This window comes from Achromobacter sp. Root83, assembly GCF_001428845.1.
GTDB lineage: Bacteria > Pseudomonadota > Gammaproteobacteria > Burkholderiales > Burkholderiaceae_B > Achromobacter.
In genome coordinates this window covers 17413-31821 of sequence record NZ_LMIU01000008.1, presented here as the reverse complement: position 1 = coordinate 31821, position 14409 = coordinate 17413, and the positions used below count along the sequence as shown (strand labels likewise).

The 14409-nt window shown below is 66.3% G+C and carries 14 protein-coding genes; 3 read left to right on the top strand and 11 right to left on the bottom strand.

Annotated features, from left to right (window positions below):
- Genes ybeY through miaB form a run of 3 tightly spaced genes read right to left on the bottom strand, consistent with a single transcriptional unit; the run spans window position 1 to window position 2925 of the window.
- Window positions 1–474: an rRNA maturation RNase YbeY gene (gene ybeY / locus ASE30_RS09905; RefSeq protein WP_057284144.1), complete on the bottom strand. Its 474-nt coding sequence runs from the start codon at window positions 472–474 to the stop codon at window positions 1–3.
- A complete protein-coding gene (locus ASE30_RS09900; protein WP_057284143.1) occupies window positions 464–1489 on the bottom strand; it encodes a PhoH family protein in 1026 nt (341 codons plus the stop codon). The genes ybeY and ASE30_RS09900 overlap by 11 nt, the downstream gene beginning before the upstream one ends.
- Window positions 1486–2925 (bottom strand): tRNA (N6-isopentenyl adenosine(37)-C2)-methylthiotransferase MiaB, encoded by a 1440-nt coding sequence (gene miaB, locus ASE30_RS09895; RefSeq protein ID WP_057284142.1) that lies wholly within the window; start codon window positions 2923–2925, stop codon window positions 1486–1488. Before miaB ends, ASE30_RS09900 begins: the two co-directional genes overlap by 4 nt.
- A gap of 169 nt (window positions 2926–3094) precedes the next feature.
- On the opposite strand from miaB, the gene ASE30_RS09890 reads away from it, so the two are divergent.
- The gene (locus tag ASE30_RS09890) at window positions 3095–3862 is read left to right on the top strand and encodes a phosphatase PAP2 family protein (RefSeq protein WP_082601541.1); all 768 of its coding nucleotides are present in this window, start codon (window positions 3095–3097) and stop codon (window positions 3860–3862) included.
- A 194-nt stretch (window positions 3863–4056) separates the two neighbouring features.
- On the opposite strand, the gene ASE30_RS09885 is transcribed toward ASE30_RS09890, so the two are convergent.
- The 8 genes from ASE30_RS09885 to queA form a co-directional block, all read right to left on the bottom strand.
- Window positions 4057–4734 (bottom strand): VOC family protein, encoded by a 678-nt coding sequence (locus ASE30_RS09885; RefSeq protein ID WP_057284141.1) that lies wholly within the window; start codon window positions 4732–4734, stop codon window positions 4057–4059.
- A 74-nt stretch (window positions 4735–4808) separates the two neighbouring features.
- Window positions 4809–5126, bottom strand: coding sequence for a helix-turn-helix domain-containing protein (locus ASE30_RS09880; RefSeq protein WP_057284140.1), 318 nt, complete (start codon window positions 5124–5126; stop codon window positions 4809–4811).
- Between the two features lie 49 nt (window positions 5127–5175).
- On the bottom strand, window positions 5176–5346 hold the full coding sequence (locus ASE30_RS28950; RefSeq protein ID WP_156407606.1) for a hypothetical protein: 171 nt from the start codon (window positions 5344–5346) through the stop codon (window positions 5176–5178).
- Window positions 5347–5478: 132 nt separating this feature from the next.
- Window positions 5479–6414, bottom strand: coding sequence for a protein translocase subunit SecF (gene secF, locus ASE30_RS09875; RefSeq protein WP_057284139.1), 936 nt, complete (start codon window positions 6412–6414; stop codon window positions 5479–5481).
- Window positions 6415–6467: 53 nt separating this feature from the next.
- The gene (gene secD, locus ASE30_RS09870) at window positions 6468–8348 is read right to left on the bottom strand and encodes a protein translocase subunit SecD (protein WP_057284138.1); all 1881 of its coding nucleotides are present in this window, start codon (window positions 8346–8348) and stop codon (window positions 6468–6470) included.
- A 112-nt stretch (window positions 8349–8460) separates the two neighbouring features.
- Window positions 8461–8805: a preprotein translocase subunit YajC gene (yajC, locus tag ASE30_RS09865; RefSeq protein ID WP_006221220.1), complete on the bottom strand. Its 345-nt coding sequence runs from the start codon at window positions 8803–8805 to the stop codon at window positions 8461–8463.
- A gap of 250 nt (window positions 8806–9055) precedes the next feature.
- Window positions 9056–10192, bottom strand: a complete 1137-nt coding sequence (tgt, locus tag ASE30_RS09860; protein WP_057284137.1) for a tRNA guanosine(34) transglycosylase Tgt — start codon at window positions 10190–10192, stop codon at window positions 9056–9058.
- Window positions 10189–11247, bottom strand: coding sequence for a tRNA preQ1(34) S-adenosylmethionine ribosyltransferase-isomerase QueA (queA, locus tag ASE30_RS09855; protein WP_057284136.1), 1059 nt, complete (start codon window positions 11245–11247; stop codon window positions 10189–10191). The genes tgt and queA overlap by 4 nt, the downstream gene beginning before the upstream one ends.
- A gap of 278 nt (window positions 11248–11525) precedes the next feature.
- On the opposite strand from queA, the gene ASE30_RS09850 reads away from it, so the two are divergent.
- Together ASE30_RS09850 and dacB are read left to right on the top strand one after the other, a co-directional pair.
- Window positions 11526–12683: an ABC transporter substrate-binding protein gene (locus tag ASE30_RS09850; RefSeq protein WP_057284135.1), complete on the top strand. Its 1158-nt coding sequence runs from the start codon at window positions 11526–11528 to the stop codon at window positions 12681–12683.
- Window positions 12684–12784: 101 nt separating this feature from the next.
- Window positions 12785–14233 carry a D-alanyl-D-alanine carboxypeptidase/D-alanyl-D-alanine-endopeptidase gene (dacB, locus tag ASE30_RS09845; RefSeq protein ID WP_057284134.1) on the top strand — a complete coding sequence of 483 codons (1449 nt, stop codon included), beginning with the start codon at window positions 12785–12787 and terminating at the stop codon, window positions 14231–14233.
- Window positions 14234–14409: the final 176 nt, after the last annotated feature.

Genomic DNA, 14409 nt, shown 5'->3' with positions numbered 1-14409 from the left:
TCAGGCCGCCACGTAGGGATCGGCGATGCCGATGCGGGCGAGCGTGGCCGTTTCCAGCGCTTCCATGCGCTTGGCATCGCGAGCCTTGATGTGGTCGTATCCCAGCGCGTGCAGGACGCCGTGGATGGTCAGGTGGGCGGCATGGTCCAGCAGGGCCTTGCGCTGCTCGCGGGCCTCGCGGACCAGCACCGGCACGCACATCACGATGTCGCCGCGCGCGACACCCACGGGGTCGACGCCGTATTCGAACGTCAGCACGTTGGTGGCGTAGTCGCGGTCGCGGAAGTCCCGGTTCAGGCGGCGGCCTTCGGCCGTGCCCACCAGGCGCAGGCTGAGTTCGGCGGCGGAAAAGCCGACCAGGCCGTCTTCGGCGGCGCCCGCCAGCGCGCGCTCGGCCCAGCGGCGCAGGCGCCAGCGCGGCAGGCGGGGTTCTTCCACCCCGTACTGGACCGACAGGGACAGGTCAGGCTTCATTTTCGGAGGCGCGGTCGTAGGCGTCGACGATGCGGGCAACCAGGGGATGGCGCACGACGTCGCGGCTGGTGAAGCGCGTGGTGGCGATGCCCTGCACATCGTGCAGCACCTTGACGGCATGCGCCAGGCCGCTGTCCTGGCCGCGCGGCAGGTCCACCTGGGACGGGTCGCCGGTGATGACGGCCTTGCTGCCGAAGCCGATCCGCGTCAGGAACATCTTCATCTGTTCCGGCGTGGTGTTCTGCGCTTCGTCCAGGATGACGAAGGCGTGGTTCAGCGTGCGGCCGCGCATATAGGCCAGCGGCGCGATCTCGATGGTCTGTTTTTCGAACAGGCGCTGCACTTTTTCGAAGCCCATCAGGTCGTACAGGGCGTCATACAGCGGGCGCAGGTAGGGGTCGACCTTTTGCGCCAGGTCGCCGGGCAGGAAGCCCAGCCGTTCGCCCGCTTCGACCGCCGGGCGGGTCAGCACCAGGCGCTGCACCGTGTCGCGCTCCATGGCGTCGATCGCGCAGGCCACGGCCAGCCAGGTCTTGCCGGTGCCGGCGGGGCCGACGCCGAAGGTGATGTCGTGTTTGAGGATGTTGTTCAGGTAGTCGCGCTGGCGCGGCGTGCGCGGACGCAGGTCGCTGCGCTTGGTGCGCAGGGCGATGCTGTCGCTTTCGTCGTCCAGGGCGGGCAGCGGGTCCGCTTCCTGGGCCTGCTCTTCCTTCAGCTTTTCTTCCTGCCGGCCCACGCCGATCTCGACGAGGCCCAACTGGATGTCGTCGATCGACAGGGAGCGATGCACGGCCTGTTCGTGGAACCGGCGCAGCACCCGGCCGGCCAGCTCGGCCAGTTCGCCTTCGATGGTGACCCGGCTGCCGCGGCGTGACAGCTTGACGTTCATGCCGTCGGCAAGCTGCCGCAGATTTTCGTCGAGCGGCCCGCAGAGATTGGCCAGGTGGGTGTTATCGCCGTCCAGGGTGACGACGGCGGGCATGCTGCGACGCGCGCGGGGGCGGGAAGTGGTCATTCAGCCTCTTGGGGAGTGCGGTCCACATCGGCCACGCGGGCGCGCAGCGAATTCGTGTGCGCCTCGGTGATGACGACGTCGACCATTTGTCCGATGAGCCGCGCGGGGGCGGGGAAATTCACGATGCGGTTGTTTTCGGTGCGGCCCATCAGTTCGTTCGGGTCGCGGCGCGAAGGGCCTTCCACCAGCAGCCGCTGGCGCGTGCCGACCATGTTGCGCGCGATGGTCGCCGCCTGCTCGTTGATCAGCGCCTGCAGGCGCTGCAGGCGGCGCAGCTTCACATCCTGCGGGGTATCGTCGGCCAGGTCGGCGGCGGGCGTGCCCGGGCGGCGCGAATATACGAACGAGAAAGAGGTGTCGAAGCCGACGTCCTCGATCAGCTTCATCGTCTTTTCGAAGTCTTCCTCGGTTTCGCCGGGAAAGCCCACGATGAAGTCCGACGAGAGCGTCAGGTCGGGACGCGCGGCGCGCAGGCGGCGCACCACGGACTTGAATTCCAGGGTGGTGTAGCCGCGCTTCATGCCGGCCAGCACGCGGTCGCTGCCGGCCTGCACCGGCAGATGCAGGAACGACACCAGCTTGGGCAGGCGGGCGTAGGCGTCCACCATGCGCTGGGTCATTTCCTTGGGGTGCGACGTCGTGTAGCGGATGCGTTCGATGCCGGGAATCTCGTGAACATATTCGAGCAGCATCGCGAAATCGGCGATCTCGTCCGAGTCCGTCATGCGGCCGCGATAGGCGTTCACGTTCTGGCCCAGCAGCGTCACTTCCTTCACGCCCTGGTCCGCCAGGTCGGCCACTTCGATCAGCACGTCGTCGAACGGGCGCGAGACTTCCTCGCCGCGCGTATAGGGCACGACGCAGAAGCTGCAGTACTTGCTACAGCCTTCCATGATGGAGACGAACGCGGTCGCGCCATCCACGCGCGGCGGCGGCATGTTGTCGAACTTTTCGATTTCGGGGAAGCTGATGTCCACCTGCGAGCGGCCTTCGTCGCGGCGGCGCTTGATCAGGTCCGGCAGGCGATGCAGCGTCTGCGGGCCGAACACCACGTCCACATAGGGCGCGCGCTTGACGATGGCCGCGCCTTCCTGGCTGGCCACGCAGCCGCCCACGCCGATCACCAGGTTCGGGTTGGTCTTTTTCAGGTGTTGCACGCGGCCCAGGTCCGAGAAGACCTTTTCTTGGGCCTTCTCGCGCACCGAACAGGTGTTGAACAGGATGACGTCCGCCTCTTCGGGATTGTCGGTCAGTTCCAGCCCCTGGTCGCCGCGCAGCACGTCGGCCATCTTGTCCGAGTCGTACTCGTTCATCTGGCAGCCGAAGGTCCGGATGTACAGTTTGCGGGGGGAGCCGGCGCCGGTGTCGGCGGAGGGCAGGGCGGCGTTGCCGCCGTCGCGAGGGATGTCCACGCGCTTGAGGGAGGTTTCTTGCATGACGGTCGCCGTGACGGGTGTAGATCCCGGGGGCTGAAAGGTAGGAAAGAGCGAATTTTAACCGTTGCGAGAAAATTGTTTCTTGGAGGGGCGCGCGCTGGCCGTTACGATAGCGGGCCGGCTGATTTTCAGGCCGACGTAATATTTCTCATTTCTTCGAGCGGTACCGATGAATTCCAATCCCCTGACGCCTCCGGTAGCCGCTCCCGCAAGCGATGCCGTGCCGAGTGCGCCGGCTCCTGACGAATTCCGCAATCCCTATTCGGCGACGGTCTGGGTGCTGTTGGGCTGCGCGCTGGCCCTGGCGGCCGCCGCCTCCGCGCTGTGGGTGGACCTGCCCCTGGCCATCTGGATCCAGCAATCGGTGTCGGCCGGAGTCGACCAGTCCTTCGAATGGGTGGGCGAACTTGGCGAAAGCGGCCCTTATATCGGCGTGGCGCTGGCTTTCTATGTGATCGGCCTGGTCGGGCTGTCGCGCGGCTGGCGCAATCCGATGCGCATGAGCTACGCGGCGATGGCGCGCGGCAGCCTGCTGATGCTGTCCACGATGGCGGTCGGCGGGCTTGTCGTGCTGGTGCTGAAGCGCTCGGTGGCGCGGGCGCGCCCCGAACTGTTCTTCGAACAAGGCATCTACGGCCTGGGCGAATCCTTTTCGCGCGTCCAGCATTTCAATTCATTTCCCTCCAGCCATACCTACGCGGCCTTCGCCGTGGCCGTCGTGCTGGGCATTCTGGCGCCGCGCGGGCGATGGGTGTTCCTGCTGCTGGCCGTGCTGGTGGCGGCAAGCCGGCTGGTGAACCTGGACCATTACCTGTCCGACGTGATGACGGCCGCCGGCATCGCCGTGCTGGTCGGCCACGTGCTGGCGCCGCGCGTGCTGGGCCGCAAGTATCAATGGCCATTGCGGGCGCCTTGGCGCTGGCTGAAGAAGGCTTGAGCCTTCCCGCCGGACAAGAGCAGGGCCGCGAACGCGGCCCTTTTTTACGCCTGGCGTTCCAGCGCCCGAGGGTCCCAGCGCTCCAGTGCCGCGGTGCGCCAGTGCGCCAGTGCGCCAGCGCCACAGCGCACCAACCGAGGCGGCCGAGCCGACCGAACTGAACGCATTGACCGCACTGACCCAACCGATCCCGATCAAGCCAGGGTTTTGAGGCCGTCCGGGGTGTCGATGTGCGCCGTGAGGCGGGGCGGGCCGCTGCCCTGCTCGATGTCGATCAGGGTGTCCGTGCCCATCCAGGCCAGCCCCTGCCGCAGCAGCGCGGCCTGGGGGTGGCGGCCGGCCAGCCGCTTGAGGGTCAGGGCCTGGCGCGGCAGGCTGACGCCCGGATAGTCCTCCACGTCCCATTGGATCAACGTGGGCAGCAAGCCGCCGCCGGCCTCGTGGCCCGCTTCGCGCCAGGCGGGCAGGCTGCCGTCGTCTGGCACCGTCAGCCGCCAGCGCAGGTCACCGCGCGTCATGGGAACGACGGGCGCGATGCGGTCAGGGTGTTCGGCCTGCATGCGCGTCAGGTCCAGGGGCGCTTCGACCCGGGCCGCCCAATGGGCCAGGAAAGGGCCTTGCTCGAGGCGGGCGCGCACATCGCCCTGATCCAGTCCGAACCAGCGGGGGCGGGCCGGCGCGGGCGCATCGGGATCGATGGCGATGACTTCCAGGTAGACGCCGTCCGCCATGCCCAGCACCCGGTTGTGGGTGCCCATGCGCGGATGCGCGCCGCCGCCCTGGGGCGCGATGCCCAGGATGCCGGCAACATATTCCGTACCGCTGGCAAGGTCTGCCGCGGCGATGACGATGTGGTCGATGGTGAGTTTCATGGTGGCGCCATGGTAACGAATGCGCGGACGCTTGTACTCGCGCACCAGGAAAAGCGCTGACGGGCTTGGTGACGTCAAGCGGTGACGGTGATGCCGGTTGTGTCGGATTGCCGCGCCTTGCGTACCCGGATTTCCACATGCTGGTTAAGGGCGACCAGCGCCTGCATCAGCCTTTCCAGTGAAATGTTCAGAAGCTTGTAGCGGCGTATCTGGGATACCTTCGATTGCGTCATGCCTGTCAGCGCGGCCACGTCGGTCTGGATCAAGCCCCGTTGGTCGATCAGGTCGTTGAGCTTGATGGCCAGTTGGACTTTTGCGGTCAGTTCGGCCGCGTCTTCGAAACCAAGGTCGTAAAGAACGTTCGTGGTGCCGGGGGGGATGTTGCGTGTCATGGAGGACTCCTGTTCAGGCGGTAACGAGCCAATACCCGCTTCAGCCGGCTCACTGGACGGTATGCAGGCTCATGCCCATGCTTTTCTGCACGGGCAGGGGGAATGCCTTGAAGTCCTTTCTGGATGAACCTTCCCAATGAAGCGTCTTCGGATTGCCCTTGTGCATGAATATACCTGTTCGGATATATAAATCAACCGGCCACTCGGCGATAGTGGTCACGGTATCCGCGTGTAGGGCGATGGGCTATTCGTAGGGACCGCCGCCAAGGCGCTGGCGGATGGCTTCCAAGCGACGGGCCAAAAGAAAAAACCCGTCGCGAGCGACGGGTTTTGCATTGCGGGGTTGCAAGGGTCAGGCGGCTTCGCCTTCCTCGCCTTCCTTCTTGACCGGCTTGATCAGGTCTTCGCGCTTGACGCCCATCCACATGGCCAGCGCCGCGGCGACGAACACCGACGAGTAAATGCCGAACCAGATGCCGATGGTCAGCGCCATGGCGAAGTAGTGCAGGGTGGGGCCGCCGAAGAACAGCATGGCCAGCACCATCATCTGCGTCGAACCGTGGGTGATGATGGTCCGCGAGATGGTCTGCGTGATGGCGCTGTTGATGACTTCATGCACGTCCGCCTTGCGGTACTTGCGGAAGTTTTCACGGATCCGGTCCATGATGACCACGGATTCGTTCACGGAGTAGCCCAGCACCGCGAGCACGCCCGCCAGCACCGAGAGCGAGAATTCCCACTGGAAGAAGGCAAAGAAGCCCAGGATGATCACCACGTCGTGCAGGTTGGCGATCACGCCGGCGACGGCGAACTTCCATTCGAAGCGGAAGCCCAGGTAGGCCATGATGCCGATGACCACGACAAGGAGCGCCATCAGGCCATTGTGCAGAAGCTCCTGGCCCACCTGCGGACCCACGAACTCGACACGGCGCAGCTCCACGCCGGAGTCGGCCGTCTTCAGCGCAGCCATGACGGTGTCGCTTTGGGTGGCCGAGGTCTGGCCTTCCTGCAGGGGCAGGCGGATCATGACGTCGTGCGAGGTGCCGAAGTTCTGCACCTGGAAGTCGGTGTAGCCCAGCTTGGAGACCACGCCGCGCACGTTTTCAAGCTGCGCCGTCTGGGCGTAGTTGACTTCCATGACCGTGCCGCCGGTGAATTCGATCGACAGGTGAAAGCCGCGCGTGACGATGAAGAACACCGCCAGGATGAACGTGACGAGACTGATGATGTTCAGCACCAACGCATGGCGCATGAACGGGATGGTGCGGTGAATCCGGAAAAATTCCATTTTTCGCCTTCGGTTCTTTTCTGTGGCGGGCGGCTCGCGCCGCCCGCCCTATTTCAGTTTGCCTTCGGTTTCCAGACTTCGCCGATGGAGATCGAGGTGAGCTTCTTCTTGCGGCCGTAGTACAGATTGGCCAGCGCGCGCACGCCCACCACCGACGAGAACATCGAGGTCAGGATGCCCAGGCAGTGAACCACCGCGAAGCCCCGGATCGGGCCCGAACCGAAGGCCAGCAGTGCCAGGCCCACGATCAGCGTGGTGAGGTTCGAGTCAAGAATGGTGCCCCAGGCGCGTTCGAAGCCGTGATGGATGGCTTGCTGCGGCGAGGCGCCTGCCCGCAGTTCTTCCCGTATGCGTTCGTTGATCAGCACGTTCGAGTCGATGGCCATGCCCAGCGTCAGCGCGATGGCCGCGATGCCGGGAAGGGTCAGCGTGGCCTGCAGCATGGACAGCAGGGCCAGCAGCAGCAGGACGTTGAGCGTCAGGCCGATCGTGGAGAACACGCCGAACAGGCGGTAGTACAGGATGATGAACACGGCGATGGCCAGGAAGCCGTACAGCGTCGAATAGAAGCCCTTCGAGATGTTGTCGGCGCCCAGGCTCGGGCCGATGGTGCGTTCTTCGATGATGGACATCGGCGCGGCCAGCGCGCCCGCGCGCAGCAGCAGGGCGGTATCGGCGGCTTCCTCGGAGCTCATGCTGCCCGAGATCTGCACCTGGCCGCCCGCGATTTCACCGCGGATGACCGGCGCCGTGACCACTTCGCCCTTGCCGTTTTCGAACAGCAGGATGGCCATGCGCTTGTTGATGTTGTCGCGGGTGACGTCGCGGAAGATGCGCGCGCCCTTGGAGTCCAGCGTCAGGTGGACGGCGGCCTGCTGGGTCTGCGAATCACGGCCGGGCTGGGCGTCCTGCAGGTTTTCACCGGTCAGGACGACCTGGCGGCGGACCAGGATGGGACGGCCGTCGCGGTCGTTGTAGCGCTCGAGGCCGAAGGGCACGCTGCCGCCCAGCAACGCGGCTTGCGCGGTGGGGGAGTCGTCGACCATGCGGATTTCCAGCGTGGCAGTGCGGCCCAGCAGTTCCTTGGCCTTGGCCACGTCCTGCACGCCGGGCAACTGCACCACGATGCGGTCCGCGCCTTGCTGCTGGATGACCGGTTCGGCCACGCCCAGTTCATTGATGCGGTTGTGCAGGGTGTTGATGTTCTGCTTCAGCGCGGAATCCTGCACGCGTGTGACGGCGGCGGGATTCAGGGCGCCCAGCAGCAGTTGCTTGCCGTTTTCTTCGCGTTCGGTGAATTCCAGGTCGGGCAGGCGGGTGCGCAGGGTGGAGATGGCGCGGTCGCGGTCGTCCGTGTTGGCGAAGGTCGCGGCGATGCCCATGCCCGAGCGCTCGACGCCGGTCACATTGATTTTCTGGTCGCGCAGCACCGAGCGCACGTCGGCGGACAGCGAGTCATAGCGGGCGGTCAGGGCGCCCTGCATGTCGACTTGCAGCAGGAAGTGCACGCCGCCGCGCAAGTCCAGGCCCAGGTACATGGGCTTGGGGGCGAACCAGCCCAGCGCGCGCATCCACGGAGGCGAGGCCGGCAGCAGGTTCAGCGCCACGGTGTACTGGGGATCGCCGGGAACGGTGTTGAGGGATCTTTCGATCAGGTCGCGGGCCTGAAGCTGCACGTCGGTCGACGGGAAACGGGCGCGCACGGTACCGAGCGTGCCGTTCAATTCGAAATAGGCCCCTTCGTGGGGGATCTTGGCATCGGCCAGGATCTGCTCCACGCGGCTCAGCATGGCCGGGTCGACCTTGACGGTGGCCTTGGCGCTGGAAACCTGGACGGCGGGGGACTCGCCGTAGAAATTGGGAAGCGTGTACAGCAGGCCAATGATGACCGCGACCAGGACCGTAATGTACTTCCAGAGGGGATAGCGGTTCATTGCCGGCTACTTCATGTAAAAGAGATGAAAGGGCCGCCCGGGCGGCGAGCGCGGCGGGCGGCGGTAGGCGCCATCAAGACAAAGAGCCCCTTTGGGGGCTCTCGTAGGACGCTTACAGGGCCTTGATGGTTCCCTTGGGCAGCACGGTCGAAACCGACGACTTCTGCATGATGACTTCGACGGGCTTGTCGGCCAGTTCCGAGACTTCGACGGTGACGTAGCTGTCGTTGACCTTGGTGACCTTGCCGAGCATGCCGCCGGCGGTGACGACTTCGTCGCCCTTGGCCAGGGCGGCGATCAGATTGCGGTGTTCCTTCTGGCGCTTCATCTGCGGACGGATCATCAGGAAGTAGAGGATCACGAACATCAGGACGATGGGCAGCATGCCCATCAGCGCATTGCCTTCGGGGGCGGCGGCCTGGGCCACGACGAGGCTGGCGGTATCGATAACGGACATTGAATTCTCCTGCGTTTGAGTCTGTTTGGGTTTATCGCTATGTTTTTAATGCGCCCATCCCCGCGCGAGCCATGGATAGGGCAAGCCGACTATTGTATATAGGTTATAGCCAGCCTTTAACTAGGGTGTCTTCCCAGGCGCCGGACGGCTGCCTCATCAATAGATGGCCTGTCGGGTCAAATGGGGGCAAAACGCCAGGGGAAAAGCCCCCTGGGGGTGTTTTTCCGCTTCCGGCAGCAAAAAGGCCAGGCTACTCGATGCCTCGGGCGCGATCCGCCGCGAACTGGGCCCGCCAGGCGTTAAAGCGCCCCTCGGCGATGGCCTCGCGCATTTCCTTCATGATAGTCAGATAGAAGTGCAGGTTGTGCAGCGTATTCAGGCGCGCCCCGGTGATTTCATTGGCGCGCTGCAGGTGATGCAGGTAGGCGCGCGAGAAATTGCCACAGGTGTGGCAGCCGCAGCTCGGGTCCAGCGGGCGGGTGTCGTCGCGGTACTTGGCGTTGCGGATCTTGACGTCGCCGAACCGGGTGAACAGCCAGCCGTTGCGGGCATTGCGCGTGGGCATGACGCAGTCGAACATGTCCACGCCGCGGCTCACGCCCTCGACCAGGTCTTCCGGCGTGCCCACGCCCATCAGGTAGCGGGGGGCCTGCGCCGGCAGCTTGGGCGTCACGTGCGCCAGGATGCGCATCATGTCTTCCTTGGGCTCGCCGACCGACAGGCCGCCGATGGCGTAGCCGTGGAAGCCGATGTCCTGCAGCCCGGCCAGGGATTCGTCGCGCAGCGCCTCGTACATGCCGCCCTGGACGATGCCGAAGAGGGCGTTGGGGTTGCCCAGGCGGTCGAATTCCTCGCGCGAGCGGCGCGCCCAGCGCAGCGACATCCGCATCGAACGCGCCGCTTCCTCGGTGGTGGCGGGCCGGCCGTCGATCTCATAGGGGGTGCATTCGTCGAACACCATGACGATGTCGGAATTGAGCGAGCGCTGGATGCGCATGGACTCTTCCGGCGTCAGGAACAGGCGCGCGCCGTCGATCGGGGAGGCGAACTTCACGCCTTCCTCGGTGATCTTGCGCATGCCCTGCAGGCTGAACACCTGGAAACCGCCGGAGTCGGTCAGGATGGGCTTGTCCCACTGCATGAAGCCGTGGAGCCCGCCGTGCTTTTCCATGATTTCCGTGCCCGGGCGCAGCCACAGGTGGAAGGTGTTGCCCAGCACGATCTGCGAGCCGATTTCCTTCAGCTCGTGCGGCATCATCGCCTTGACGCTGCCGTAGGTGCCCACGGGCATGAAGATGGGGGTTTCGACCACGCCATGGTTCAGCGTGATGCGGCCGCGGCGGGCGCCGCCATCGGTGGCGAGCAGTTCGAAGTTCAGTCCGGTCATGGGGCGGGGCTTTCGATAAACATGGCGTCGCCATAGCTGAAGAAGCGGTAGCGCTGGGCAACCGCGTGGGCGTAGGCGCGGCGGATCGGCTCGATGCCGGCAAGCGCCGACACCAGCATCAGCAGGGTCGACTGGGGCAAATGGAAATTGGTGACCAGGGCGTCCACGACGCGGTACTGGTAGCCGGGCGTGATGAACAGGCGGGTGTCGCCCTGGGCGGCGGCCAGCGGCAGGCCGGCGGCCGTGCGGCCCTCGGACTGGGCGGCCGCGGACTCCAGCGCGCGCACGCTGGTGGTGCCCACGGCGATCACGCGGCCTCCCTGTGCGCGGGCGGCGGCGATGGCGTCCACGGTGGCCTGGGGCACCGTGAACCATTCCGCGTGCATGACGTGGTCGGCCAGATTGTCCACGCGCACCGGCTGGAAGGTGCCTGCGCCCACGTGCAGGGTGACGAAGGCGCGCGCCACGCCCAGCTCGGCCAGGCGCTCCAGCGTGGGCTGGTCGAAGTGCAGGCCGGCGGTGGGGGCCGCGACCGCGCCGGGCTCGCGGGCGTAGACCGTCTGGTAGCGGTCGTCGTCGCCGGCGTCGGCCGCATGCGTGATGTAGGGCGGCAGCGGGGTGGCGCCGTGCGCGTCCAGCAGTTCCAGCACGGGGCCGGGAAAGCGGATGTCGAAGAGTTCGCCTTCGCGGCCCAGCACCGTGGCCTCGAAGGCGTCGGCCAGGCGCAGCACCATGCCGGCCCCGGGCGACTTGCTGGCGCGCACATGGGCCAGGACGCGGTCGGTTTCGGTGATGCGTTCGACCAGCACCTCTATCTTGCCGCCGGTGATCTTGTGGCCGGCCAGGCGCGCCTTGATGACGCGCGTGTCGTTGAACACCAGCAGATCGTGGGGACGTAGCAGCGCGGCCAGGTCGGCGAACCGCCGGTCATGCAACTGGCTGGCGCCGTCCAGGTGCAGCAGGCGGCTGCCCGTGCGCTCGGCGGCCGGCGTCTGCGCGATGAGCTCGGGCGGCAGGTCGTAATTGAAATCGGAAACGGTGAAGGACTGGGTCACGCGGATATCTGGATCAGAGGGAACAGGCCGTGTAAAGGCGGCCGGGCCGGGCCGGCCGCGCTTGGGGCAACCCGCCATTGTAAAGGGACCGTTAATAGGGGCGGAACCGTGGGCGGAACAAGGGGCGGAACAAGGGGCGGAACAAGGGTAGAGCCAGCCGCGCCATCGTCCCGCTTTTTTCCTGCCGCACGGGACGGTTTCCGCCGTATAACCGTGTTCTGTGCCGTAGCGGATCGGCGCTATCTATAACGATATCCGCCCAGAAAAGGAGACTTCGCATGACCCCACGTTGTTCTCTTACGGCCGCCGTCCTGGCGGGCCTGCTGGCCGTGGCCACCGCGCCCGCGCTGGCCCAGGTGAAGATTGGCGCCACCCTGTCCACGACCGGGCCCCAAGCGTCGCTGGGCATTCCCGAACGCAACACCATCAGCCTGCTGCCGTCCGAGATCGGCGGGGTGAAGGTGGAATATGTGGTGCTGGACGACGCGTCGGACACGACGCGGGCCGTCAGCAACTCGCACAAGCTGATTTCCGAGAACAAGGTGGACCTGATCGTCGGGTCTTCCACCACGCCCAACACCATGGCCATGCTGGACACGGTGGCCACGGGCGCGACCCCCGTGATCACGCTGGCGTCGTCGGCCCGGCTGATCGAGCCGGTGGACGACAAGCGCCGCTGGATATTCAAGACGCCGCACTCGGATTCGCTGATGGCCGAGGGCATCGCACGCCACGCCGCCGCCAACGGCGTGAAAAAGCTGGCCTTCATCGGCTTCAACAATGCGTTGGGCGAAACCTTCTGGGTGGAAATCGAGAAGGCGGCCAAGAAGCACGGCATCGAGGTGGTCGGCAAAGAGAGCTTCGCGCCCACCGACACCTCGGCCGTCGCCCAGACGCTCAAGATCGTGGGGGCGGCGCCCGATGCGGTGGTAGTCGGCGCGTCGGGCACGCCCGCCGCCATGCCGGCCCGGGCGCTGCGCGAGCGCGGCTTCCAGGGCAAGATCTATTTCAACCACGGCGTGGCCAACAACGACTTCCTGCGCGTTTGCGGCACGTCCTGCGAAGGCGCCTGGGTGCCGGTGGGGCCGGTGATGGTGGCGGACCTGCTACCCGACGGCCACCCCGCGAAGGCCACCGCGCAGGCCTTCATCAAGAAGTACGAGTCCGCCAACGGTCCGGGCAGCGTGTCGCTCTTCGGCGCTTACACCTGGGACGTGGGCCTGTTGCTGCAACAGGCGATTCCCGTTGCGCTGAAGTCGGCCAAGCCGGGCACGCCGGAATTCCGCGCCGCGCTGCGCGACGCGCTGGAAAACGTCAAGAACCTGCCCACGGCGACGGGCGTGGTCAACATGAGCCCGACCGATCACAACGGGTTGGACGAACGCGCGCTGGTCATGGCCACGGTCGCATCCGGCAAATGGCGGCTGCAGAAATAAAAGCGGCGGGATGGCGGTCCGGGCGGCCTGGCGCCGCCCGTAACCGTCCCAGGTTTTGTATGCTCTCGGTTTTGCTGGACGAGCAACCGGGTGAACGTGGCATGACGGGACAGGCGATTAAGCGTGTGGGCGGACTGAGGCAATGGCTGGCCGGCGGACTGCTGGCCCTGGCCGCGGGCGCCGCGGTGGCGCAGGTCCCGGGCCTGCCGCCCAATGTGATCAATGCGTGGAAAGCCAGCAAGCTGCCCGACAGCGCGTTGTCCCTGGTGGTTCAGGAAGTGGGCGGTCCGCGCCTGGTGACGCTGAACGCCAAAGAGGCCCGCAATCCCGCATCGGTGATGAAACTGGTCACGACCTGGGCGGCGCTTTCCGAGCTGGGCCCCAATTACGTCTGGCGCACCGAGTTCATGACGGCGCCGGGCGCCAAGCCAGACGCCAAGGGGGCGCTGACCGGTCCGTTGTACCTGCGGGCTGGCGGCGACCCGCAGTTCCTGATGCAGGACCTGTGGGCGCTGCTGCGCGAATTGCGCCTGCGCGGCGTCAAGCAGATCAACGATCTGGTGATCGACCGCAGCATTTTCGGCCAGGTGGCGACAGATCCCGGCGCGTTCGACGGCGCGCCCGACCGGGCCTACAACGCCAGCCCGGATGCCCTGATGGTGGGTTTTGGCGCCTTGCGCCTGCTGTTCACGCCGGATCCCGTCGCCAACAAATGGGTGCCGCTGATCGATCCGCCGCTGCCCGGCCTGAAGATCGAAGGCCGGGTGGAATGGAGCGACGTCCGCTGCCCCGGCCCCCCCGTAGTCACGACCGATCCGCTCATCACGCAGCAGGGCGTCACCATCCGGGTGAACGGCAAGGTGGCCGGCTCCTGCGGCGAATTCAGCCTGTACCGCCTGGCGCTGTCCCAGCCCGAGTACGCCACCGAGGTGTTCCGCATGCTCTGGAAGGAGCTGGGCGGCACGTTCAAGGGGCAGGTCCGTTCCGGCATGGTGCCGCCCGACGCGGTGGTGCTGGCCTCGCATGACTCGCCCACGCTGGCCGAGGCGATCCGCCAGATCAACAAGCGCAGCAACAACGTCATGGCGCGGACCCTGCTGCTCACGCTGGGTGCGGAGCGCGGCCGCCGCCCGGCCACCGTCGGCAGCAGCGAGGCGGTGGCCAAGGATCTGCTGGCCAAGCAGGGGCTGGACATGCCCGAGCTGGTCATCGACAACGGCGCCGGCCTGTCGCGGGACGCCCGGGTGTCCGCCGACAGCCTGGCGTCGATGCTGACCGTGGCCTGGAATTCGCCGGTGATGCCGGAATACATTTCATCCTTCGCGATCGCCGGCGTGGACGGCACCGTGCGCCGCCGCCTGAAGGGCAACGGCACGCTCGGCATGGCCCACCTGAAGACGGGCTCCCTGCGCGACGTGCGCTCGATCGCCGGTTACGTGCTGGGCGCCAGCGGCAAGCGCTACGTGGTCGTCAGCATCGTCAACCACGAACAGGCGGGCGCCGTGCGCGCCTTTGACGACGCCTTGATCTCCTGGCTAACCGAACTATGAAGGTGAGCCCCCACGCCGCGCGCACGTTGTGCGCTTGCTGCCCCCCAAGGGGGCGACCCCGCCTTGGGGCGGCCCGGCGGCGGGGTGGCAATTCTTGCGGGCGCGCAGTGCGTGAACGCCCCTAAACCGATTACGATCCTCTGGTGGCTCGCAAGCGGGCGGCGCATGCGCGCCGC

What these genes read in the sequence shown, in the direction of transcription:
- ybeY (WP_057284144.1), bottom strand. Translation starts at nt 474, where the DNA reads ATGAAGCCTGACCTGTCCCTGTCGGTCCAGTACGGGGTGGAAGAACCC.
- ASE30_RS09900 (WP_057284143.1), bottom strand. Translation starts at nt 1,489, where the DNA reads ATGACCACTTCCCGCCCCCGCGCGCGTCGCAGCATGCCCGCCGTCGTC.
- miaB (WP_057284142.1), bottom strand. Translation starts at nt 2,925, where the DNA reads ATGCAAGAAACCTCCCTCAAGCGCGTGGACATCCCTCGCGACGGCGGC.
- ASE30_RS09890 (WP_082601541.1), top strand. Translation starts at nt 3,095, where the DNA reads ATGAATTCCAATCCCCTGACGCCTCCGGTAGCCGCTCCCGCAAGCGAT.
- ASE30_RS09885 (WP_057284141.1), bottom strand. Translation starts at nt 4,734, where the DNA reads ATGAAACTCACCATCGACCACATCGTCATCGCCGCGGCAGACCTTGCC.
- ASE30_RS09880 (WP_057284140.1), bottom strand. Translation starts at nt 5,126, where the DNA reads ATGACACGCAACATCCCCCCCGGCACCACGAACGTTCTTTACGACCTT.
- secF (WP_057284139.1), bottom strand. Translation starts at nt 6,414, where the DNA reads ATGGAATTTTTCCGGATTCACCGCACCATCCCGTTCATGCGCCATGCG.
- secD (WP_057284138.1), bottom strand. Translation starts at nt 8,348, where the DNA reads ATGAACCGCTATCCCCTCTGGAAGTACATTACGGTCCTGGTCGCGGTC.
- yajC (WP_006221220.1), bottom strand. Translation starts at nt 8,805, where the DNA reads ATGTCCGTTATCGATACCGCCAGCCTCGTCGTGGCCCAGGCCGCCGCC.
- tgt (WP_057284137.1), bottom strand. Translation starts at nt 10,192, where the DNA reads ATGACCGGACTGAACTTCGAACTGCTCGCCACCGATGGCGGCGCCCGC.
- ASE30_RS09850 (WP_057284135.1), top strand. Translation starts at nt 11,526, where the DNA reads ATGACCCCACGTTGTTCTCTTACGGCCGCCGTCCTGGCGGGCCTGCTG.
- dacB (WP_057284134.1), top strand. Translation starts at nt 12,785, where the DNA reads ATGACGGGACAGGCGATTAAGCGTGTGGGCGGACTGAGGCAATGGCTG.